Source organism: Thiobacillus sp. SCUT-2 (assembly GCF_035621355.1).
Taxonomy (GTDB): domain Bacteria; phylum Pseudomonadota; class Gammaproteobacteria; order Burkholderiales; family Thiobacillaceae; genus Thiobacillus; species Thiobacillus sedimenti.
In genome coordinates, this window is record NZ_CP141769.1 from 1,390,297 (window position 1) to 1,413,019 (window position 22,723).

The 22,723-nt window shown below is 69.7% G+C and carries 17 protein-coding genes; 13 read left to right on the forward strand and 4 right to left on the reverse strand.

The annotated features are described in order from the left end of the window. The first annotated feature begins 10 nt into the window (after positions 1–10). From VA613_RS06785 to VA613_RS06820, 8 genes are all read left to right on the forward strand, one after another. Positions 11–1,054 carry a V0D/AC39 family V-type ATPase subunit gene (locus tag VA613_RS06785; protein ID WP_324781104.1) on the forward strand — a complete coding sequence of 348 codons (1,044 nt, stop codon included), beginning with the start codon at positions 11–13 and terminating at the stop codon, positions 1,052–1,054. Next, complete coding sequence (locus VA613_RS06790) at positions 1,054–2,937, forward strand: V-type ATP synthase subunit I (RefSeq protein WP_324781105.1); 1,884 nt, start codon at positions 1,054–1,056, stop codon at positions 2,935–2,937. Before VA613_RS06785 ends, VA613_RS06790 begins: the two co-directional genes overlap by 1 nt. A gap of 71 nt (positions 2,938–3,008) precedes the next feature. Next, complete coding sequence (locus VA613_RS06795) at positions 3,009–3,446, forward strand: ATP synthase subunit C (RefSeq protein ID WP_324781106.1); 438 nt, start codon at positions 3,009–3,011, stop codon at positions 3,444–3,446. Position 3,447: 1 nt separating this feature from the next. Then, the gene (locus VA613_RS06800; RefSeq protein WP_324781107.1) at positions 3,448–3,777 is read left to right on the forward strand and encodes a V-type ATP synthase subunit F; all 330 of its coding nucleotides are present in this window, start codon (positions 3,448–3,450) and stop codon (positions 3,775–3,777) included. A gap of 80 nt (positions 3,778–3,857) precedes the next feature. Further along, on the forward strand, positions 3,858–4,508 hold the full coding sequence (locus tag VA613_RS06805) for a V-type ATP synthase subunit E (RefSeq protein ID WP_324781108.1): 651 nt from the start codon (positions 3,858–3,860) through the stop codon (positions 4,506–4,508). A gap of 143 nt (positions 4,509–4,651) precedes the next feature. Then, positions 4,652–6,451 (forward strand): V-type ATP synthase subunit A, encoded by a 1,800-nt coding sequence (locus VA613_RS06810; protein WP_324781109.1) that lies wholly within the window; start codon positions 4,652–4,654, stop codon positions 6,449–6,451. After that, the gene (locus VA613_RS06815) at positions 6,448–7,830 is read left to right on the forward strand and encodes a V-type ATP synthase subunit B (RefSeq protein ID WP_324781110.1); all 1,383 of its coding nucleotides are present in this window, start codon (positions 6,448–6,450) and stop codon (positions 7,828–7,830) included. The genes VA613_RS06810 and VA613_RS06815 overlap by 4 nt, the downstream gene beginning before the upstream one ends. Positions 7,831–7,924: 94 nt before the next feature. Then, entirely contained in the window at positions 7,925–8,545 is a 621-nt protein-coding gene (locus VA613_RS06820; protein WP_324781111.1) for a V-type ATP synthase subunit D, read from the forward strand. Here VA613_RS06820 and VA613_RS06825 read toward each other — a convergent pair. Next, positions 8,514–9,464 (reverse strand): hypothetical protein, encoded by a 951-nt coding sequence (locus tag VA613_RS06825; protein ID WP_324781112.1) that lies wholly within the window; start codon positions 9,462–9,464, stop codon positions 8,514–8,516. The two genes, VA613_RS06820 and VA613_RS06825, sit on opposite strands and share 32 nt — an antisense overlap. Before the next feature lie 267 nt (positions 9,465–9,731). Here VA613_RS06825 and VA613_RS06830 point away from each other — a divergent pair, with 267 nt between their 5' ends. From VA613_RS06830 to VA613_RS06845, 4 genes are read left to right on the forward strand one after another with little or no spacing between them, the layout of a single operon-like run. Next, positions 9,732–10,394: an ArsR/SmtB family transcription factor gene (locus VA613_RS06830; protein WP_324781113.1), complete on the forward strand. Its 663-nt coding sequence runs from the start codon at positions 9,732–9,734 to the stop codon at positions 10,392–10,394. A 42-nt stretch (positions 10,395–10,436) separates the two neighbouring features. After that, on the forward strand, positions 10,437–11,183 hold the full coding sequence (locus VA613_RS06835; protein ID WP_324781114.1) for an MBL fold metallo-hydrolase: 747 nt from the start codon (positions 10,437–10,439) through the stop codon (positions 11,181–11,183). 1 nt (position 11,184) lies between these two features. Further along, complete coding sequence (locus VA613_RS06840) at positions 11,185–12,498, forward strand: MFS transporter (protein WP_324781115.1); 1,314 nt, start codon at positions 11,185–11,187, stop codon at positions 12,496–12,498. 31 nt (positions 12,499–12,529) lie between these two features. Continuing rightward, on the forward strand, positions 12,530–13,171 hold the full coding sequence (locus tag VA613_RS06845) for a class I SAM-dependent methyltransferase (RefSeq protein ID WP_324781116.1): 642 nt from the start codon (positions 12,530–12,532) through the stop codon (positions 13,169–13,171). 118 nt (positions 13,172–13,289) lie between these two features. Here VA613_RS06845 and VA613_RS06850 read toward each other — a convergent pair whose 3' ends face one another. The 3 genes from VA613_RS06850 to VA613_RS06860 all read right to left on the reverse strand — a co-directional run bounded on the left by VA613_RS06850 (position 13,290) and on the right by VA613_RS06860 (position 20,623). Then, complete coding sequence (locus VA613_RS06850; RefSeq protein WP_324781117.1) at positions 13,290–16,538, reverse strand: EAL domain-containing protein; 3,249 nt, start codon at positions 16,536–16,538, stop codon at positions 13,290–13,292. Positions 16,539–16,605: 67 nt separating this feature from the next. Continuing rightward, positions 16,606–20,013: a PAS domain-containing protein gene (locus tag VA613_RS06855; RefSeq protein WP_324781118.1), complete on the reverse strand. Its 3,408-nt coding sequence runs from the start codon at positions 20,011–20,013 to the stop codon at positions 16,606–16,608. Between the two features lie 28 nt (positions 20,014–20,041). Continuing rightward, the gene (locus tag VA613_RS06860) at positions 20,042–20,623 is read right to left on the reverse strand and encodes a response regulator (protein ID WP_324781119.1); all 582 of its coding nucleotides are present in this window, start codon (positions 20,621–20,623) and stop codon (positions 20,042–20,044) included. Positions 20,624–20,871: 248 nt separating this feature from the next. Here VA613_RS06860 and VA613_RS06865 point away from each other — a divergent pair, with 248 nt between their 5' ends. After that, positions 20,872–22,566: a methyl-accepting chemotaxis protein gene (locus VA613_RS06865; protein ID WP_324781120.1), complete on the forward strand. Its 1,695-nt coding sequence runs from the start codon at positions 20,872–20,874 to the stop codon at positions 22,564–22,566. Positions 22,567–22,723: the final 157 nt, after the last annotated feature.

Sequence of the window (22,723 nt, forward strand, 5' to 3'; positions counted from 1 at the left end):
GCATTCACCCATGTCCGCCTATCTCGATACCCGCGTCAGTCTCTATTCCGGCCGCCTCTGGCGCGACGCGGAGCTCGATGCGCTGGTGAGCGTGCCGGACGGCGCGATGGCCGCCACGCTGGTCGCGCACGGCCTGCCGCAACTGGTCGCCGGCTACGATCGCCCGGAGGGTGCGCAGCACGATCCCCGTTCGCTCGAGCAGCGGATCATCGCCCGGATCCTCGACGAAACCCAGGTGTTGATCCGCCCGCTGGCCGGCGAGGCGCGCGCCTTCCTGGCCTTCTGGACGGCGCGCTTCGAGATCTCCAACGTCAAGACGCTGCTGCGCAGCAAGATGTCCGGCGAACGGCCGGCCGCCGCACTTGCGCGCCTGACGCCGATGGGGCCGTTCGCGCGCCTGGACAACCAGGCGCTTGCCCACGCCGAGGACGTCGGCGAGCTGCTGCGCCGGCTCGAGGCCGGCCCGTATGCCGACATCGTCCGCCATGCCCGCCGCGCCTTCGAGCAGAGCCACGACCCGTTCAGCCTGGACGCCGCGCTCGACCGCAGCTACTACGAGGGCCTGGTGCTGCGTGCGCACCCGCTCGAGACGGAACTGGGGGCGCCGTTCCGCTCCCTCATGTCCAGCCTGATCGATCGCATCAACCTGGTGTGGCTGCTGCGCTACCGCTTCAACTACAAGCTGCCGCCGGCGCAGGTCTATTACCTGCTGGTGGGTTCGCGCTATGGGCTGGGCGGCGCGCGCCTGCGCGAGCTGGCGGCGCTCGACAGCACGCAGGCGGTGCTCGCCGCGCTGCCGGCGCCGTGGCAGGCGCAGCTGGCTGGCGTGGCCGACATCCCCGGCGCGTTTGCGCGCATGGAAGACCTGGCCGCGGCGCAGGCGCGGCGTGTCCTGCGTTCGAATGCGCCCGGCGTGGCGCGGTCCTTCGCCTACCTCATCCTGCGCGAACGCGACCTGCGGGCGGTACGCGCCGTTCTGCGCGGCCGGCATCTGGGCCTCGCCGAAGCCGACATTCGTACGGCGCTGCGCCGCGCGGCCAACGAGGATTTCTGATGCTGCGCGCCGAACCCCTGCTGCGGATCGAACTGCTGATGCTGGCCTCCGAAGTGCAGGACGCCACGCTGGCGCTGGCGCGCTTCGGCGTATTCAGCCCGGCGGCATCCGCCCTCGACCAGCTCGCCGAATCGCCTGCGGCGGCCTATCGCGAAGCCTGGCTCGAAGCCGACGCGCGCCTCGCCAAGCTGCTCGAGCAGTGTGGCGACACCGGGCCGCTGCAGATTCCGGCGGATGCCGAGGCACCGGCACTGGCCGACCTGGAAGAACTGAACGCCTGGCTGAAGGAGGTGTGGGGGGCCTGTCTCGCCTGCCACGAAAGCGAAATGCGCATCGCCGAGACGCGCAGCCACCTCGACGCCCTGGAGGAGACGCTGGGCAAGCTCGAAGGGCTCGATGTCGATCTTGCCAGGCTGCTGCGGCAGGACGGTCTTCTGGCGGTGCGCATCGGCAGCCTGCCGGCGGGCGAGGCCAGGCGCGTCACCGAGGCGTTGGCGATGAGCAGCCACCTGGTCGCGCGCTTCGACCAGGTCGGCGAGCAGGTGTTCGCGGTCATCGCCGGGCCGCGCGCGCGCCAGGACGAGGTGGCGGGACTGCTGTCCCAGGCGGGATGGCACGAGTTGCCGGTGCCCGCGGAATTGCGTACCCACCCGCAGGCGGCGCGGGCCTGGCTGGAGGCGGAGCGGAGCCGGCTGCAAGCCGATTCCACGGCCGCCTGCGAGGTGCGCGACGGCCTGCACGACCGCTTTGGCCCGCGCCTGCGCGAGGCGCGCCTGCGGCTGGCACTGGCGCGGCCGCTTGCCGAGGCGGCGCTGGCCGGGGTGCGTGGCCGGGGGGGGCTTGCCGCCCTGTCGGGCTGGATTCCCAAGCGCCAGCTGGATGCGCTGCGCGCGACCCTCGACAGCCGCTTCCACGGCCGCTACTGGCTCGAACTGCGCGAGCCTGCGCCGCGCGACCTCGCCGAGGTGCCCTCGCTGGTGCGCTACCCGGCCTGGCTGGCCCCCTTCGTCCCGCTGGTGAAAAGCTATGGCGTGCCGCGCTACGGCGAATTCGACCCGGTCCTGCCGTTCGCCTTCACCTATCTGCTGCTGTTCGGCGCCATGTTCGGCGACGTCGGCCACGGCGGCGTCCTGCTGCTGCTGGCGCTCGCGTTGCGCAAGCGCCTGGGACGCCTCGCCTGGGTGGGCGTGGCGGCCGGCGCGGTGTCGATGCTGTTCGGGCTGCTGTACGGCAGCGTCTTCGGCTTCGAAGACCTCCTTGCGCCGCTCTGGCTGTCGCCCCTGCACAATCCCGAGCGCGTCCTCGGCATCGCCGTCGCCTTCGGGGTCGGCTTCATCGGCTGCACGCTCCTGGCCAACATCTGGAACAGGGGCGTCGCCGGCCGCGCCGCCGAGGCCCTGTTCGACGCCGGTGGCCTGGCGGGGCTGGCGTTCTACCTCGGTTCGGTCGGCCTGCTGGCGAGCCTCGCAGGCCTTGCCTCGGTTGGCCGCGCGGCCGCCGTCGTCGCGGCGGCCGGCCTGGCCGCGATCGCGGCGTACAAGTGGACCGAGATCCGGGGAACGCCGGGCGAGCGCATGCTCGTCGCCTTCATCGAGGTGCTCGAGACCGCCATCAGCCTGTTTTCGAATACGCTGTCGTTCATGCGGGTGGCGGCGTTCAGCCTCAACCACGTGGCCCTCGCGCTGGCCGTGTTCACGCTCGCGAACGGCATGCAGGCGGCCGGGCACGGGCTGACCGTCGTGCTCGGGAACGCCGTCATCATCGTGCTGGAGGGGGGCATCGTCGCGATCCAGGCGCTGCGCCTGATGTACTACGAGGGCTTCTCGCGCTTCTTCAGCGGCGACGGCAAGTCCTTCGTGCCGCTGCGGCTGGCGGAGCAGTGAGCAGTGAGCAGTGAGCGGACCGTCTTCCGCCGCACTGCTTACCGCTCACCGTTCACCAAACAGGAGGAGACATGACTGGATTGATCGCATGCCTGGTGCTGCCCGTGGCGGCGACGCTGGGCGCCGGAATCTGGCTCGAGCTGAAGCCGCGCCGGCTTTCCGCCGCGTGGCTGAAGGGCGGGCTGCTGGCCAACGTCGCGCTGTTCGGCCTGGGGCTTGCCACCGTCATGCTGGTCGGCGTGCAGGACGTGCTGGCCGCGGAGCCTGCCGCAGCCGCCGCCGGCGGCATCACGCTCGGCCAGGGCCTCGCGCTGCTCGGCATCGGCTTGCCGACGGGCCTCGCCGCGATCGCCGCCGCGCTGGCGCTCGGGCCGATCGGCTCGGCCGCGCTCGCCGTCATCGCCGAGAAGCCGGAGATGTTCGGCCGCACCCTGGTCTACATGGGACTGGCCGAAGGGATCGCGATCTACGGCCTGGTGATGTCGATCCTGCTGCTCGGCAAGCTCTGACATGCCGGCCGCCGGAAGCGCCCGTCTCGTCGTCCTCGGCAGCGCCGGCCTGGCCGACGGCTTCAGCCTCATCGGGGCCGAGGTCCATCCGGATGCCGATCCCGCGACCGTCGAGCGGGTGCTCGAGCAGCTGGTCCGCAGCGGCGAGCCCGCCCTGGTGCTGCTGGAAACGCCGCTCGCGCATGCCGGCGGACCCTGGCTCGATCGCCTGCGCAGCGAAGGCGGCCAGATCGTCATCACCGAACTGCCGCCGCTGCCGGCGCCCCAGGCCTACGCGCCGGCCGTCGATGCCGTCGTACGCGCGGTGCTGGGGCCCGAGGCGCTGAAGTAGGCGAGGGGGCAATGCTGAGAACATCCTTGAAACAAGCCGCTTCAAGCAGACCTTGCAAGCGCTTGAATCCGGAGTGAAACATGGAAGCGGACGCGCAGGTTTCCCAACTCGAGCAGGCCCTGCTGCAGCAGGCCGAGACGCTCGCGCGCGAACAGTTGCAGAACGCCGAAGCGACCTGCGCGCGCATACGCGCCGAGTCGGCCGCGAAGCTCAAGCTGGCAGAGGAACGCGAGATCCTCGCGGCCAAGGTCGAGGCCGAGCGGCAGGTGCGGCGGCAGATCCAGGCGGCGGAGACGCGGCTGTCGGCGGAACTCGACCGCCTGCGCTGGACGCTGACCGAGTCGACGCAGGCCGAAGTGCGGACGGCGTTCCGTCGCCTCGTGGCGGACCAGGCGCGCTATCTCGGCGTGCTCGAGGCGTGGCTGGCGGCGGCGGCGCAGGCGCTGCCGCCCGGCGACCTGGCGGTCGAGGTGCGGCACGAGGACGACGCGTGGCTGGCGCCGGTGTGGCCTGAAATCGTGGTGCGCGCGGCGCCGGGGCGCGCGGCGACGCTGGTCGCCCACGGCCAGCCGAGCGAAGGGGGCCTGCGGGTGCGGCTCGCCGACGACCGCGCCCGCGTCGACCAGACCTTCGAGGCCCGCCAGGCGCGGCTTGCCGACGAGCTCGCGCGCGTCGTGATGGAACGGCTGTTCGCCAGCGCGCCCGATCTGGGCACGCTGGTGCATGGGTGAGTGGTGAGTGGTGAGTGGTGAGCGGTGAGCGGTGAGCGGTGAGCGGGGAGCGGTAAGCGGTGAGCGGTGAGCGGGATGGCGAGCGGGGATTGCGGGTCGGCTGCCTTCGCTCCCTGCTTGCCGCTCACCATACAAGGATTCCAATGGGCAAGATTCTTGAAATCAACGGGCCGCTGGTCAAGCTCGAACTGCCGCAGACGGTGATCGGCGAGCAGGTGCGCGTGGGGCGTCTTGGTCTCGTCGGCGAGGTGATCGGCCGCGAGGGCGAGACGGCGCTGGCGCAACTGTACGAGGACACCGCGGGGCTGCGGCCGGGCGAGGTGGCGGAGGGGCTGGGCTGGCCGCTCTCGGTGGAGCTCGGCCCCGGCCTGCTGGGGGCCATCTTCGACGGCGTGCAGCGACCGCTGGCGGCGGTGCGGGAACACAGCGGCGACCGCATCGCGCGCGGCGTCGCCGTGCCTTCGCTGGCACGCGACACGCGCTGGCATTTCGTGCCCGAGCCGGCGTGGCGCGCCGGCACGGCGCTCGCGGGAGGCGAGGTGCTGGGCAGCGTCCGGGAGACCGCCTCGATCACCCACCGGATCCTGGTTCCGCCGCTGCTCGGGGGCGAGCTGCTGGAACTGGCGCCGGAGGGCGACTACACGATCGAGGAAGCCATCGGCCGGGTGAAACTCGCCGACGGCCGCATCGAGAAGCTGCGGCTGTTCCACCGCTGGCCGGTGCGGACCCCGCGCCCCTTCCGCCAGCGCGACCACGCGGTGGCGCCGCTGTTGACGGGACAGCGCATCCTCGACACCTTCTACCCGCTGCTGAAGGGCGGCAAGGCGGCGATCCCCGGCCCCTTCGGCGCCGGCAAGACCATGCTGCAGCAGCAGATCGTGCGCTGGTGCAACGCCGAGATCGTCGTCTACGTCGGCTGCGGCGAGCGCGGCAACGAGCTCACCGACGTGCTCGAATTCATGCCCGAACTCAAGGATCCGCATACCGGCCGCCCGCTTCTGGAACGCACGCTGCTGGTCGCCAACACCTCGAACATGCCGGTCGTGGCGCGCGAGGCGTCGATCTACGTCGGCATCACGCTGGCGGAATATTTCCGCGACCAGGGCTACGACGTCGTCATGGTCGCGGACTCCACCAGTCGCTGGGCCGAGGCGCTGCGCGAGGTGTCCGGCCGTCTCGGCCAGATGCCGGTCGAGGAAGGCTATCCCGCCTATCTCGGCTCGCGGCTGGCGGCCTTCTACGAGCGCGCGGGGCGCGTCGAGACGCTTGCCGGCGGCCACGGCTCCGTCACGCTGATCGGCGCGGTGTCGCCGCCCGGCGGCGATTTCTCCGAGCCGGTGACGAGCCACACCAAGGAGATCATCCAGACCTTCTGGGCGCTGTCGAAGGAGCTCGCCGACGCGCGCCACTACCCCGCGGTCGACTGGCTCGAGAGCTTCTCGGGCTACGTGAGTTCCGCCGCGAAGTGGTGGGCGCAACACGTTGATCCGGATTGGGAAACCGCGCGCGCGGAAGCGCTCGACCTGCTCGCCGCGTCGGAAGAGCTGCAGCGCATCGTCAACCTGGTCGGGGTCGAGGCGCTGTCGTCGGAACAGCGCTGGACGCTCGAGGCGGCCAGCCTGATCAAGGAAGGGCTGCTGCAGCAGGCGGCCACCGACGAGGTCGACAGCTACGCCTCGCCCGAGAAACAGTTCGCGCTGCTGGCGGCACTGCTGGAGATCCGGCATCAGGGCCTGCGGCTCGTCAGGCTCGGCGTGCCGGCGCGGCGCCTGATCCAGCTGCCCCTGCTGGCCCAGGCGCGGCGCTGGAAGAGCCAGCACGGAGCGGACGACTTCGACGCGCTGAAGGCGAAGATCGCCGCGATCCCGGCGGCGTTCGAGCCGCTACTGGAGGAATACGGGACACCCGCTGCGGGCACCCAACCGGGGGAGGCTGCGGCATGAAGCACGTCGAATTCCGCACCGCCGCCTCCGCGCAGGGGGGCCTTGTCGTCATGCGCGGCGTGCCCGGCGTGGCGGCCGGCTCGCGCGTGCAGCTGCGCGATCACGCCGGGCGCCTGCGCGCCGGCCTGGTGATCCGCGCGGCCGACGACGCGGTGCTGGTCGAGGTGTTCGAGGGCACCGACGAACTCGACCTCGAGCGCACCTGGGTGCGCTTCCTCGACGAGCCGTTCAGGCTGCCCGTGTCGCGCGACATCCTCGGCCGCGTGTTCAACGGCGCCGGGCTGCCGCGCGACGGCCGTCCGCCGATCATTTCGGCCGATCGCCGCGACGTCAACGGCGAGCCGCTCAATCCGGCCGCGCGCGCCTATCCGCGCGAATTCATCCAGACCGGCATCTCGGCGATCGACGGCATGAATTCGCTGACGCGCGGCCAGAAGCTGCCGATCTTTTCCGGCGGCGGCCTGCCGCACAACCGGGTCGCGGCGCAGATCGTGCGCCAGGCGAGGCTGCTCGGCGAGGAGGCGGCCGAGTTCGTGATCGTGTTCGCGGCCTTCGGCGCCTCGCACGCCGATGCGCAGTTCTTCCGGGAGAGCTTCGAGGAATCCGGCGTGCTCAACAAGGTCGTGATGTTCCTGAATCTCGCCGACGAGCCGGTGATCGAGCGCCTGCTGACGCCGCGCGCCGCGCTCACCGCCGCCGAGTATCTCGCCTACGATCTCGACACCCACGTGCTGGTCGTGATGACCGACATGACCGCCTACGCCGAGGCCTTGAGGGAGGTCGCGGTGCTGCGCGGCGACGTACCGGCGCGCAAGGGCTACCCGGGCTACCTGTATTCCGATCTCGCCGAGCTCTACGAGCGGGCAGGGCGCATCAAGAACCGGCGCGGCTCGATCACGCTGATTCCCGTGCTGTCGATGCCGTCCGACGACATCACCCATCCGATTCCGGACCTTACCGGCTACATCACCGAAGGCCAGATCGTGCTCGGGCGCGAGCTCGCCAACCAGGGCGTCTACCCGCCGGTGACGGTGCTGCCTTCCCTTTCCAGGTTGATGAAGGACGGCATCGGCAAGAACTTCACCCGCGAGGACCATCCGCACGTCGCCAGCCAGCTCTTCGCCAGCTACGCCAAGGCGCTCGAGGTGCGCGGGCTGGCCGCGATCATCGGCGCCGAGGAATTGAGCGAGGCCGACCGCCGCACGCTGGCGTTCGCCGAGGCCTTCGAACGCCGCTTCATCGGGCAGGGCGAGGACGAGGACCGCAGCATCCACGAGACGCTCAACCTCGCCTGGGACCTGCTGTCGATGCTGCCCCCGGAAGCGCTGGTCCGCGTGTCGGAGGACGAGCTGGCGAAGTATCACAAGGGGGCGGCGTGAAGCCGGCGAGAAGTGAGCGGGAAGCGGTGAGCGGAAACCCCACTCACGGCGCTGCCTTTGCCGCGCCCTGCTTACGGCTCGCCGCTCACCGATCATGAGAAGACGCCTGTCCGTTCCGCCGACGAAGAGCGCGCTGCTGCAGGTGGGGCGGCAGGCGCGCTTCCTGGAGCAGGGCCGGCAGATGCTGGAGAAGAAGCGCGACCTGCTGACGCGCCTGGTGTACGAGCGGCTCGCGCAGTATCGCGAGCTGCGCGCGCAGACGCAGCGCGAGCTCGCCGAGGCCTACCGCTGGCTCGGCATCGTGCAGATGCGCATGGGCGAGCAGATGCTGCGGCAGGCGTCGGTCGGGCTGAAGCCGGCGGTGGCGATCCGCGTCGTGGCGCGTTCCAGCGTCGGCGTCGAATACCCCAGCGTCAGCGCCGAGCCGCTGCCGCTGCAGCCGGTCGGCCTGATGTGGACCGACGTCAGCTTCGACGAGGCGCGCCTGCGGCTGCGCGAGCTGACGGTGACGCTGGCCCGCCTGGGCGAAGCCGAGAACGCCCTGTGGCGGCTGCTGGCGGCGAGCCGCAAGACGCAGAAGCGCGTCAACGCCCTGAAATACAACATTATTCCGCGCTACCAGGCGACGGTGCAGCACATTCGCGCCGCGCTCGAGGAGGACGAGCGCAACACGCTGTTCCAGATCAAGGTTCTGCGCGCACGGCGAGCCGGTTGAGCCCCATCCGGCGCCGGCCGGCGGCGAGCAAGGCCATTCCACCGATGGCGAGGAGCATGCGGGAATCCGGCTCGGGAACGGACGCACCGGCACCGGCCTCACCGGCGAGCGAGAACGCCGCATTGAACGTGGGCGCCGGCTGGCCGCCGACGATGTCGGTTCCGATCCGCAGCCAGTCCGGGTCGAGGTTGGCGTCGCGTATCCAGCTCTGCAGGTCGGGCGTGAACGGCGTGCCCGGCGGCACGATCGGGCGGGGTGCCGACAGCCACAGGAAGTCGCCCTTGGTCAGCCCCACGAGCGGCACGAAAAAGTAATGGTCCGCGGCAAGGTCGAAGGGCGTGCCGAAGCTCACGTCGAACATCACCTCGCTTCCCGTCTGCGGACCCTCGCCCCCGGTGGCCTGGTTGGGCAGCGAATGAATCCCGCTGATCACCGAGTTGGCGGCGGTGAAGCCCGCGCTCAGCAGCATCGTGCTGAATGTCAGCGTGCCGAGCGCACTGTCGCGGCTGTCGAACGCGACGTCGGCCGGCGAATTGACCCGCGTCGGCACCTGGGACGTCGAGTAGGTCGGGGCGCCCGAGGTGCGCCCGATATCGGAGTCGTCGGGGAAGACACGATAAATCCGGATCGCCACCTGGCCGATGTCGGAAGCCGACGCGCCGCCGGTCAGGAGGCCGGTGAAGGTCGCGTGATTGAGCTGGGTCTGGCTGCCAAGGACGAAATCGTCGGCGGTTTCGGTCTCGATTCCCGGGGGACCGGCGAGATGCGAGGCGGTGGCCATCTGGCCGTCCGGATCGCCGGTGCTGAACGTGAACGGAACGGCAAGGGCCAGGGACGGGACCAGGGCGAACGGCGAAAGCATCCGGGCCAGCGGGCTTGCAACGCGGCGGAGCAGGGCGGCGCAAGGGGTTGGTTTCATCACGGTCTCCTGCGGTAGGGCGGGATCGGTGCCTGCGCGAGTTCCACGTGCGCAGCGCCGAGGTGGAAGCCTCATGCATCAAGCGTGCCGAAGAGGACAGCGCGCGTATTTTCAGGGGGTTAGCGCGCCCGCTCCCTGATCGGCCGGCGCACGTGTCAAAGAATCCGACAGCGCGGCCTGCCGCCGGGGAGGTCCGGAGAGCGATCGCCCCTGCAGGCACGGGCGTTTTCCTTGACACATTCTAACTATCGTTAGACTATTACCTGCATGAACAATCGCGAACTCAAGGACCTGCTCTACGAACAGGTTGCCCGCATCGGCAAGGCCGTCTCCAGCCCCAAGCGGCTCGAACTGCTCGAGCTCCTGGCGCAGGGCGAGAAGACGGTCGACGTGCTGGCGCAGGAGGCCAGCATCGATATCAAGCTCGCCAGCGCCCACCTCAAGGTGCTGAAGCAAGCGCGCCTGGTCGAAACCCGGCGCGACGGCCGCTTCATCGCCTATCGCCTGAGCGGCGACGACGTCGGCGCGCTCTGGGTCAACCTGCGCACCGTGGCCGAGGAGCACCTGCTCGAGCTCAAGCTGGCGATGGACGCGATCTTCGCGGCGCCGGAGAAGCTCGACGCCGAAACCCGCCAGTCGCTGATGGAGAAAGCGCGGCGCGGCGACGTCGTGGTCATCGACGTGCGCCCGGCGGCCGAATATGCCAGCGGCCACCTGCCGTTCGCACGCTCGATGCCGCTCGACGAGATCCGCCAGCGCATCAGGGAACTGCCCGCCGACAGGGACATCGTCGCGTATTGCCGCGGGCCGTTCTGCATGATGTCGGCCGAGGCGGTGGCGCTGCTGAAGGAGCACGGCTACCGCGCGCAGAAGATCGCCGACGGCACCGCCGAATGGCTCGCCGCCGGCCTGCCGCTGGCCGAGTCCTGATTCCCTTTCTGTTTTCGATACCAAGACCCAAGGAGACCCCCGATGTTCTTCCGTCAACTGCTCGCCAAGGACGCCACGCTGTCCTACTTTTTCGGCTGCGGCTCGTGCCATGTCGGCGTCGCCGTCGACCCCGTGCTCGGCGACGAGCAGTGGTTCATCGACGAAGCCGCGAAGCAGGACGTCAAGATCACCCACGTGATCGACACCCACGTCCATGCCGACCACTTCTCCGGCGGGCGCAAGCTCGCCGAACTGACCGGCGCGCACTACTGCCTGCACGAGGCCAACGCGGGCCGCGTGCAGTACCCGTTCGAGGCGCTGAAGGATGGCCAGCGCATCGACGTCGGCAACGTCTTCATCGACGTGCTGCACACCCCCGGCCACACGCCGGATTCGATCTGTCTCCTGGTGACCGACAAGCGCCGCGCCACGGCGGGAGAAAATGCGGCGCCCTGGTTCGTCCTGAGCGGCGACACCCTGTTCGTCGGCAGCGCCGGCCGGCCCGATCTTGCCGGCAAGGAAACCGAGATGGCCGGGCAGATCTGGGATACGCTGCAGCAGCGCCTGATGGCGCTGCCGGCCGAGGTCGAACTCTATCCCGGCCATACCTCGGGCAGCGCCTGCGGCGCCGGCATGTCGGGCAAGCCGATGTCGACGATCGGCTTCGAGAAGCGCTGGAACCCGATGCTGTCGATGAGCCGCGACGAATTCGTCGCGACGCTGACGCAGTCGATCCCGCCGCGTCCCGCCGAAATGGACCGCATGGTCGCCTTCAACCTCGGGAGCTGAGATGTCCGCCTCCCTCGCCCATGAGGTGGCGGAGTACCGCTACGGCATCCGCCACAACTTCGCGCAGTTCTCGCACCAGCTGGTGCAGGTGTTCCTGGTCGGGCTCACCATCGGCATGTTCCGCACCGTCGTTCCGGCGCTCGCCGAGTCCGAATTCGGCGTCGCCAAGGGCTCGTTCATGATGCTGATGGCCTTCGTCACCGCCTTCGGCTTCGTCAAGGGCACGCTCAATTTCGTCGCCGGAAGGCTGTCCGAGCGCATGGGCCGCAAGAAGGTGCTGTTCTTTGGCTGGCTGGTGGCCGTGCCGATGCCGTTCATGATCCTCTACGCGCCCTCGTGGAACTGGATCGTCGCGGCGACGGTGCTGCTCGGCGTCAACCAGGGCCTGACCTGGTCGATGACGCAGACGGCCAAGCTCGATCTCACCAGTGCCAGCCAGCGCGGCCTCACCATCGGCCTGAACGAGTTCTCCGGCTACTTCGGCGTCGCGGTCGCGGGCATCGTCACCGGCTACATGGCCGCGGCCTACGGGCCGCGCGAGGGACTGATGCTGTTCGGCCTCACGGTCATCCTGCTGGCGGGCCTGCTGACGCTGGTGTGGGTCAAGGACACGCTGCCGTGGGCGCAGGCCGAGGGCAAGCGGCACGCAGCGGGACAGATGACCGGGCCGCAGCCGCGTTATCCGGCCAACATTTCCGACCAGCCCGGCACCTGGGACGTGTTCACGCTGATGTCCTGGCGCGACGCGCGCATGGCGTCGATCAGCCAGGCCGGGCTGGTCGAGAAATTCGTCGACGCGCTGGTGTGGGTGTTCTTCCCGGTCTACCTCCACCAGCGCGGGCTGTCCCTGCCCGGCATCGGCTGGGTGGTCGGCGTCTACGGCTTCGTCTGGGGCATTTCGCAGTTCTTCACCGGCCACCTGTCCGACCGTGTCGGCCGCAAGCAGCCCATCGTGTGGGGGATGTGGCTGTGCGGCGCCGGCGTCGCGCTGGTCGTGCTCGGCGAGGGCGAACTCTGGTGGTCCCTCGCTGCGGCGCTGACGGGCTTCGGCATGGCGCTCTTGTACCCGACGCTGTCCGCCGCGGTGTCCGACATCGCGCACCCGAGCTGGCGCGGCTCGGCGATCGGCATCTACCGCTTCTGGCGCGACCTCGGCTACGGCATCGGCGCGCTGCTGCTGGGCGCGGTGGCCGCGCTGGCCGGCGGCATCGAGGCGGGCTTCTGGTTCACCGCGGCGGCCATGTTCGTCTCCGGGCTCATTGTCCTGATGGCGTGCGAGGAAACCCACCCGCGTCTCAACCCGGCCACCGATTGATGCGCCTGCGAGACGCAGCCGGCCATCGAACGTGAACCCCGCCGACTACGACGCCTGGTACGCCACGCCGCGCGGGCGCTGGATCGGGAATACCGAATATGCGCTGGCAATGCGCGGTCTGGCCGCACGACCCGGCAGCACGCTGCTCGACGTCGGCTGCGGCACCGGCTGGTTCACCCGCCGCGCCGCAGCCGACGGCCTTCTCGCGACGGGGCTCGACCGTGATCCGCGCGCGCTCGATTTCGCGCACAGCCACGGCGGCGCCGCGTGCGGCTGGGCCGAGGGCGACGCGACCGCGCTGCCGTTCGGGGACGCCAGCTTCGATCACGTGATGTCGATCGCCGCCCTGTGCTTCGTGGAAGACGAGCCGCGCGCGGTGGCCGAGATCGTGCGCGTTGCGCGCCGCAGCTTTGCGATCGGCTGGCTCAATCGCGCCAGCCTGCTGTACCGGCAGAAAGGGCGTGCAGGCGGCAGCGGCACCTACCGCGGGGCCCGCTGGCATACCGCAGGCGAGCTTCGCGCATTCTTCGCGGGCCTGCCGGTGCGCGCGCTGCGCGTGCGCTCGGCGGTTTTCCTGCCTTCCGGGACCGCGTTGGCTCGCCGACTCGAGGCGGCCATTCCGGATGCCTTGCCGTGGGGCGGGATGCTGATCGTTTCGGGCCTGAAGACCTGAGGCGGGCGTTGGCCAAGGGGGCTGCCCGCGAACTTGCGCTGCGCGGCTGGCGCGAGACGCCACGCGTCCCGTGAATGCGGGCGGGCGCCACCGCCGACGCCCGATCCGGGCGAATCGATCAGCCCGGCTCCGTGCCGGGGGACTGCCGAACGGTGTTCCGTTCGCCCCGGCCCCGGCGCGCGCCGAGCCAGGCGATCATCTCCTCCGTGGGCATGGGACGCGCGATCCAGTAGCCCTGGATGCGGTCGCAGCCGAGCGCGCGCATCAGCTCGAGCTGGCCCTCGCTTTCGACCCCTTCGGCAACGGTCTGCAGGGCCATGCGCCGCGCCATGTCGATGCTGCCCTGCAGGATCGCATGCGCGGTGGCGTCCGATCCTCCCTTGTTGACGAAGCTGCGGTCGAGCTTGAGCTCGGTGAAGGGAATGCGGTCAAGCTGTTCGAACGACGAATAGCCGATGCCGAAATCGTCGATCGACAGTCCGAAACCCTTCAGGCGCAGGCGCGTGAGCACCTCGAGCGCGGTGGCGAGCTCCTTCATCAGCCCGGTTTCGGTCACCTCCAGCATCACGTCGGACGGAAGCAGGCCGGCCGCCTGGGTCGTGGCATGGATGAATTCCGGCAGCCGCAGGTCGTCGAGCCAGAGTGCGGAGAGGTTGATGGCAATCGTCAATGGAAAGCCCGCGTCGTGCAGGCGGGCGCCTTCCATCAGCGCGTGCGAGACCAGGAGCTGCGACAGTTCGCCGACCAGGCCCTCGCGTTCGGCCACCGCGATGAAAGCGTCCGGCAGAAGGATGCCCTGGCCCGGGTGCGCCCAGCGTGCCAGCGCCTCGACCCCGACGGGCTCGAGGCTGTGCGCGTCGACCTTCGGCTGGAACCAGACCGTGAATTCGTCACGGGCGATCCCTTCGCGGATCGACTGCGGCAAGACTTCCTGCGGAGCCGCGCTGCGCCGCCGGCGGGCGCGATGTTCGGTCGAACGGGTGAGCAGTGCGCTCAGCTGCGCGGCCGTCACCGGCTTGCGCACCTGCCCGAGCACCCGCAGCCCCTGCAGGTCGGCCAGCTTGCCGGCCGTGTTCAACACCTTTTCGTCCGCACCGCTCATCAGGATCACGCCGCCCAGGAAGCCGGTGCGGCCGAACTGGCGCAACAGTTCGACGCCGTCCATGGACGGCATGCTGAGGTCGCAGACGAGCGCTTCCAGCCGGCCATTCCGCTCGGCGAGAAGCCGCAGCGCGTCATGGCCGTTGTCCGCCGTGAGGACGTCCATGAAGCCCAGGCCGCGGAGCATCGAGGACATTTGCCGGAGCACGACTGGGTCATCATCGACGACGAGCACCCCGCCGTGCGCCGCGAGCGAGGGGGCCGCCGTTGCCGCGCCGGCGGGGCGGTCGCCCGCCAGCCGGGCGCGGGCGGACTCGACCTCGCCGAGCGCCGTGCGCAGCGCGGCGAGAGGCGCCTCGAGGTCGCCCACGGACACGCTTCCCGCTGCGGCCTCGAGCGCGGCGGCGAGCTGCGCGTAGCGCAGCGCGCCGACGGTGCGGGCCGATGACTTCTGCTTGTGCATCTCCTTCGCGATCTCCGCACCCGTGGCGCCCGCGGCGAGACGCTCGAGGCCGCTCGCGGCGGAGCGGAGGAAGGTGGCGACCAGCTCGCGCGCGTGCGCCTCGTTCGTTTCGCCCAGGATGTCGTGCAGGCTGCCGAGATCGAGAATCGCATAGGGCGGCGCGGGGAGCGCCGGCGGTGTTGCCGGCGCCGCCGCCCCGAGCCAGGGTTCCAGCTTGACGCGAAGGGTCTCCAATGTCACCGGCTTGACCAGCGTGTCGTCCATCCCCGCATCGTCGCATTGCCTCAGTTCAGCGGCGTGGTCTGCGGCGGTGATGCAGACGATCGGCGTCCGTCGCGTGCCTGCCGCCTCGCGCTCGCGAACGGCGCGCGCGAGCGCGAGGCCGTCCAGCACGGGCATGTTGAGGTCGGCAAGGATCAGGTCGTAGTCGCCGCCGCTCCAGGCTTCCAGGGCGGCGGCGCCGTCGCCGACGATGTCCGCCTCGTAGCCGAGGGTGGCAAGCTGCATGCGCAGCAGGGTCTGGTTGGGCGGGTAATCCTCGGCGACCAGCACGCGCCTGCGCAGTCCCGTCGCTTGCCGGGCCGGCGGCGCGTGGGAGGCAGGCGCCTCGGCGGCTGCCGCGACCGGAAGCTCGACCCAGAAGGTGCTGCCGTGCTCCGGCGTGCTGTCGAGGCCGATGCGGCCCGCCATCGCCTCGACGAGCCGGCGCGCGATGACGAGGCCAAGCCCGGCCCCGTCGATGGGACCTCTTTCGGCGCCGAGGCGATTGAAGGGTTCGAACAGGTGCGCGATCGCATCGGGGGCGATCCCCGGTCCCTCGTCGACCACCGAAAAGCGGACGCGGTCGTCGCCCAGGGTGCGGCACGCGAGCGTGACGTCGCCGCCCGCGCGACCGTACTTGATCGCATTCGCCACCAGCTGGTTGAGCGCCTGCGGGAGGGCATGGCGGTCGGCCGCGACCTTGCAGCGCTCGCAGGCGTTGTCGCAGTGCAGCGGCGATTTCCTGAAGCGGGCGACGGGGGCGTTCGCCTCCAGGCATGCCTCGAGCACCTCGGCCGGCACGAGCGGTTCGATCTTCAGGTCGAGACGGCCCGACTCGATCCCGGCGAGTTCCAGCATCGCGTTCATTTGCGCAAGAAGCCCGGCACCCGCCTGCCGGATCTCCTCCGCACTCGCGACCACGGCTTCGGGCAGCCCGGGCTGCATCGCGACGAGCTGCGCATGGCCGAGTATCGCGTTCAGCGGCGTGCGCAACTCATGGCTCATGCTGGCGAGAAACAGCGACTTTGCGCGGTCGGCCGCTGCGGCATCGCCCCGGGCCTTGACCAGCGCGCGGGCATCCGCCTCGCTTTCGAGCGCGTGGTGCAGGCTGCGGGCAAAACGGGGGAGGAGCGGCGCCAGCAGGCTCCGGATCGCGGCGGGCTGGGCAGGTCGCTCGCCAAACAGCAGAAGCAGGTGGCCCAGCCCGGGCAAGGCGAAGGCCAGGGCAGGGGGGCGGATGGCCTCGCCGGGGAGCATGACGGGAACGGCTTCGCCATCCCCCTCCAGCAGGCCGGACGGCCAGTCCACGGTCTTGCCCTCGAGTGCCTGCAGGGCCGGCAAGCCGCTGGCGGCATACACCTGCGACGCAAACCCTTCACCCGCCGCGGCAGGCGCAGACTCCCGCAGTACCGCAGCCCCCTCGCTGCCGGCATGGACCAGCAGCCGCTGCAGCAGCGCGACCGCCAGCGCGTGCGGCCGCGTTTCGCCCGCCATCGCCAGGGCGAGATCGCAGAGCGCGGCAACGGTCGGGTCGGGGTTCATCGCGTCTCCGGCAGGGGTTTGCCGGCGTTGCGGCCGGTCGATTCGAGGCAGGTCCACACGCTTGTCGTCATGGCCGGGCGGAGGCGTCGACGACCAGCGTGTCGATCACGTTGAACAGCGTGGGAATGTCGATGGGCTTCGTGACATAGGCATCGAAACCGGCCTCGAGGCCGCGCTTCTCCTCGCCTTTCATGGCATTGGCGGTGACGGCGACGACCGGCACGCCGGCGGTGGTCGGCTCCGCCCGCAGGGCCTCGAGGGCCGCGTAGCCGTCCATGCCGGGCAGGTTGATGTCCATCATGATCAGGGCCGGCCGCTCCGCGCGCGCCAGCTGGATGCCGATTTCGGCCGTATGCGCCATGCGCAGCGCCAGATGCTTGCGCGCAGCGAAGATCCGCTCCATCAGATGCTGGTTCATCGGGTTGTCCTCGATATAGAGCACATAGGCGCGCGTCGCCGGCCCGGCAGTCGCGTCGGCCAGGGGCGCCGTCGCGGCAGCGGGCGCGGCGGCGGTGGTGACCGGAAGCGTCACCCAGAACGTGCTGCCCCGGCCTTCGGTGCTCTCGAAGCCGATGCTGCCGCCCATCGCCTCGACGATGCGGCGGGTGATCACCAGGCCGATGCCGCTGCCCTCGACCTGGCCGCGCTCGGCGCCGAGGCGGTCGAACGCCGTGAACATGCGCGCCTGCTTGTCGGCAGGAATGCCCGGGCCGTCATCGGCGATCGCGATGCGCGTCGCGCCCCGCTCGGCATGGCAGCCGATGCGCACTGCGCCGGCCGGACGGTTGTACTTGATCGCGTTGGAGAGCAGGTTGATCAATACCTGCTGCAACCGGGTGCTGTCGGCGACGACCGTGCTGCCGCAGCCATCGCCGCCCGCGTCGACCAGCTGGATGCCGCGGTCGCGGGCGATCGGCGCGACCATCGCCAGGCTGTCCGTCACGACGTCCTGCACGCGCACCGGCGCCAGCAACAGCTCGAGCTTGCCTGCCTCGATGCGGGCAAGGTCGATGAGATCGTTGACCAGCGACAGCAGATGCTGGCCGGCGCGTTCGATCTCCTGGGCGTAATCCTTGCTCTGCGGCGGCAGCTTGGGGTCCATGGCGAACAGCTGGGCAAAGCCGAGAATGGAGTTGAGCGGCGTGCGCAGCTCGTGGCTCATGCTGGCCAGAAATTCGCTCTTGGCGCGGCTGGCGGCTTCGGCAGCCTCCTTCGCCTGCTGCATGCCCTGTTCCGCCTGCTTGAGCTCGGTCACGTCCTGCACCGTGCCCGAGAGCTGCAGCAGCTCGCCGCTCGCGCCGACCCGGGCCTGCGCGAGCTCGTGGACGTAGCGCACCTCGCCGTCCGGCCGGATGATGCGGTGCACCACGTCGTGCACGCCGGTTTCGGCTGCGCGCCGCTCGCTGGCGCGGATGAGCTCCCAGTCGTCCGGATGGACCGCGCGCGTGAAGGCGTCGATGCTCGGGGTGAAGCGCGCCGGGTCGAGGCCGAAGATGCGGTAGATCTCGTCGGACCACTGCAGCGCCCCCGTGACCAGATCGGCTGTCCAGTGTCCGAGCTTGGCGAGGCTCTGCGCCTCTTCCAGCCGCATGCGGCTTTCTTCCAGGGCGATCTCGATGCGCTTGCGCTCGGTGACGTCCTGCACCACCCCCAGCATGTGCAGCGGATTGCCGTCCGCGTCGCGCACCACGTCGCCGCGCTCGAGCAGCCAGCGGACCTCGCCGCTCGGCCACACGACACGGTGCTCGATGTCGTACTCCCTGCCGAGTTCGACGCAGGCGCTCACGGCACCGGACACCCGCAGCCGGTCTTCCGGATGCACGGCTGCGAGGAAGTTCTCGTAGGTGGTCGCGAGGCTCCCCTCGGGATGGCCAAACAGCGGGGCGATGCGCTCGGACCAGTAGAGGTCGCCGGTCTCGATGTTCCAGTCCCAGGTACCGATGTTGGCGTACGCCTGGCTGCGCGCCAGGCGCTGCTCGGCCTCCTTGACGCGGGTAATGTCGGTACGGATGGAAATGTACTGGTAGGGATGCCCGTCGTCGTCGAGGAACGGGACGATCGTGGTTTCCACCCAGTAGTGGCTGCCGTCCTTGCGACGGTTGCAGAGCTCGCCGTGCCAGATCAGGCCGCGCGTGATCGTCTGCCACAGATCCACATAGAGTGCGTCGGCATGCATGCCCGACTTGACGATGCGGTGATTCTGCCCGAGCAGCTCGTGGCGGCCGTAGCCGCTCGCCTCGCAGAAGCGGTCGTTCGCGTAGAGGATATTGCCCGCGGTATCGGTGATGCTGACGATCGCATGCGCATCGAGCGCATGCTGGTGGCGCTCGCGTTCGTACAGCGTGGCGCGCAGGGCCTCGACCTGCTCCTGCGTCTGCCGGTAGCGCTTCGCGCAGACCGACACGGCGGCCGTCAGGCGGCGCGCGTCCGCCGGCTTCGCGAGCAGGTACTCGGCACCGTGTTCCAGCGCGAAACGGTCCGGGCTGGCGGCGGCCGACAGGTAGACGACGGGAACGAGGTCGTGACGCCCGTCGGCGCGCAGCATGGCGGCCAGCTCGGGACCGCTGCATTGCGGCATGTCCATGTCGATCAGCAGCACCTCCGCGGCAAACCCGCACAGCAGATCGGGGACCTCGAGCGGGTTCTCCGTCTCGCATACCTCCATGCCGGCCCGGCGCAGGGCCTGCGATTGTGCGGCGAGTTCCGCGGGGTCGTCGTCGACGACCAGCACCCGGTACGGGCGCGTCGATCCGAGTTTTTCAAGGCTGGCCAGGCAGTGCAGCAGTGCGTCGCGGCGGGTCGGCGTGGTCAGGTAGTGCGTCGCACCGGCACGACAGGCGGCGAGCCGGGCTGCGACGTCGGCACGCGCCGACAGGAACACGAGGGGCGCGTCCGGACAATGCTGCGCCCGCAGGTCCGCGACCGGCCTGGCCGCCGCGCAGTCGTCGTCGAACGACCCCAGGTCGAGGATCAGCGCGGCCGGCCTGTCCGCAGCCCAGCCCGCTGCGGCCAACTCGGCGGGCCGGCTGAATACGACCACGCGGTAGCCGGCTTCTTCCAGCGTCCCGCGCAGCCAGAGCGATCGATCCGGGTCGCCGCTCACCACGGCGATCTGGACCGGCAGGCGGGCCTCGGGCGGCAGCATGTAGCCGAGCGCGGGACTTTCCGCAGCGGCCTCGAGCCTCGCCAGCGCCTTGTGCAGGGCGAAGAGTCTGGGATCGTCCGGCCGCCCGTCGGGCGGCAGGCTGGCGGCGACGGCTTCCAGCCTGCGGGCGGCGGCCGATACCTCCGTCAGCCGGTGCACGCCTGCGGCGCCGACCAGGCTGTGCGCGGCGCGGGCCAGCATGGCGCCGGCCCCTCTTTCGCCGCGCCCGATCTTCTCCACGTACTGCTCCAGCATGTCGATGCGCGCGGGCAGCAGGGTGATGAATTCGTTGCGCAGACGGGCGAGGGAGGCCTCGATCGAAATGGGCATGGGCGTTCTGTCGCGGAATGCGCAGGCGTCAGCGCGTCGCCTGTCGAAGGGTCCGCTCGACGATGTGCCGCAGCACACCGAGCGGGGCCGGCTTGGAATACACCGGGATGCTCGCTGGAAGACCGCCGTGGGCGTCGATTTCGGCGGCGCTCAGGGCGGTCACCACGACGATCGCGGGGGCGCCCTCCGTGATCTGCGTCAGCCGCCGGATCATCTCGAAACCGTCCATGCCGGGCATGACGAGGTCGGCGATCACCAGCTGCGGGGCATATTTGCCGAACATGACCAGCCCGTCGAAGCCGTCCTGCGCCAGGTGCAGGGTGGCGGCAAGCTTCCATTCGGCGAATTTGATGCGGTAGAGCTCGCGCAGGACAGGTTCGTCCTCGACGATGAGGACGCTGTGGGCGGGCGCCGCGTGCCCCTCGGCCGCCCGTTGGCCCGCCAGCATCGCGTCGACCGCGTCGCTCGGGATGCGGCGATGGCCGCCGGCGGTTTTCCAGGCCGACAGCACCCCCGACTCGACCCAGAGCTGGATGGTCGTGAGCGACACCCCGATTTTCCGGGCGGCCTCGCGGGTGGTGTAGTAGGTAGCGCGCTTGGGTTCAGACATGATTCAGGCTGGATTTTTAACACTTCTCTGGACGGAGGTCGATTGCGCGCACGCGGAGGTGTCCGAAAAACGACAATGAATCCTTAGCGGAAATTATTTTTAATACTTTTGTTAAAGTTAATACATTTTCGTACCGATAGGGCTGGTACACAGCGAGCGCACGCGCCCGGGGCCCGGGCCGATCTGCCGCAGAAGCCCGGCGCCTCGCGAAATGCCAGAACGACCATAACCAGGGAGAGTCACCCGCGATGCGCAACAATCTGCCGGTCACGAATGTCGAGTACATCCTCGAGGACAGCGAGACGATCGTGTCCAAGACCGATCGCCATGGCAACATCACCTACGTCAACCAGGACTTCATCAACATCAGCGGCTTCAGCGAGGAAGAACTGCTGGGCGCGCCGCAGAACATCGTGCGCCATCCCGACATGCCGGTCGAGGCCTTCGCCGACTTCTGGCACACGCTGAAGGCCGGCAAGGCGTGGACGGGGCTGGTGAAAAACCGCTGCAAGAACGGCGACCACTACTGGGTCGAGGCCAACGCCGCCCCCCTGATCGAAAACGGCCAGATCGTCGGCTACACCTCGATCCGCACCAAGCCGAGCCGCGACGCCGTGCAGGCCGCCGAGGCCGCCTACCGGGCCGTCAAGGGCGGCGACAAGTCGCTGAAGATCCGCGAAGGCAACGCCGTCCGCCCGTCCTTCCTCGAGCGTTGCTGCCTCGATGCCATGAGCCGCCTGTCGCTGGCATCGATCCTGCGGATGGCGACGGTCTCGATGGTCATCCTGTTCGCCATCGTCGGCGTGCTCGGCTGGCTGCTGGCGGACGAGGCCGGCCACGGGCTGGCCGGTTGGCTCGAGGTCGTCGCCCTCGTCGGCATGCCGCTCGCCGTCCTCTTCGGCTACGCGTGCCACCGCATGGTCGTCGTGCCGCTGGCCCGTGCGCGCCATGACATCGACCGCATGAGTTCTGGCGACCTGACGGGCCGCATCCACGCCAGCGGCACCGGCGAGGTCCAAAGCATGATGCAGGCGCTGCGCATCCTGCAGATCAACATCAAGCTGCTGGTCGGGCAGATCAAGCAGAGCACGGACATCGTCAACGCCGGCGCCAGCGAAATCGCCTCGGGCAACGCCGACCTGTCGTCGCGTACCGAATCGCAGGCCTCGAGCCTGGAAGAGACCGCGAGCTCGATGGAAGAGCTGACCAGCACCGTCAGGCAGAACGCGGAGAACGCGCAGACGGCCAACCAGCTCGTCGTGTCCACGGCCGACGTGGCCGTCAAGGGCGGCGACGTCGTGCACCAGGTCGTCGACACCATGGCCTCGATCAAGGAGAGCTCGAAGAAGATCGCCGACATCATCGGCGTCATCGACGGCATCGCCTTCCAGACCAACATCCTCGCGCTCAACGCCGCGGTCGAGGCCGCGCGTGCCGGCGAGCAGGGGCGCGGCTTTGCCGTCGTCGCCAGCGAGGTGCGCAGCCTCGCGCAGCGCAGCGCGAGCGCCGCCAAGGAGATCAAGACCCTGATCGAGGACTCCGTCGGCAAGGTCGACGCCGGCAGCACGCTCGCCGACCAGGCCGGCGTCGCGATGAACGAAATCGTCACCTCGGTCAAGCGCGTCGCCGCGATCATGGCCGAGATCGCCTCCGCGAGCCACGAACAGAGTGACGGCATCGAGCAGGTCAACCAGGCCGTCGGGCAGATGGACGAGATCACCCAGCAGAATGCCGCGCTGGTCGAGGAGGCCGCTGCAGCATCCGAAACCATGCAGATGCAGGCCCGCAAGCTCGCGGAACTGGTCGACGTCTTCCGGCTGGTGGATGGCGTGGCGCCGCTGCAGGCGATGCAGCCGGCTCGCCGCGCGGGCACCGTGATTGCCCTTCCCAAGGCACGGGCGGATCGCGTTCAGCCGGCACGGCTTGCCGCGAAGCGCAGGTAAGCGGCGCGCCGGACAGGGCCGAGCGGCGGGCCGTCGCGACCGGCGATGAGCCGAGCATTCCGGCATCGTCCACAGTAGAATCGCGTTATCGACGCCTCACCCAGGATTCACCGTACGCACGGCCACGCCGTCCCGTCCTTCTGCGCCCCCACCGCCG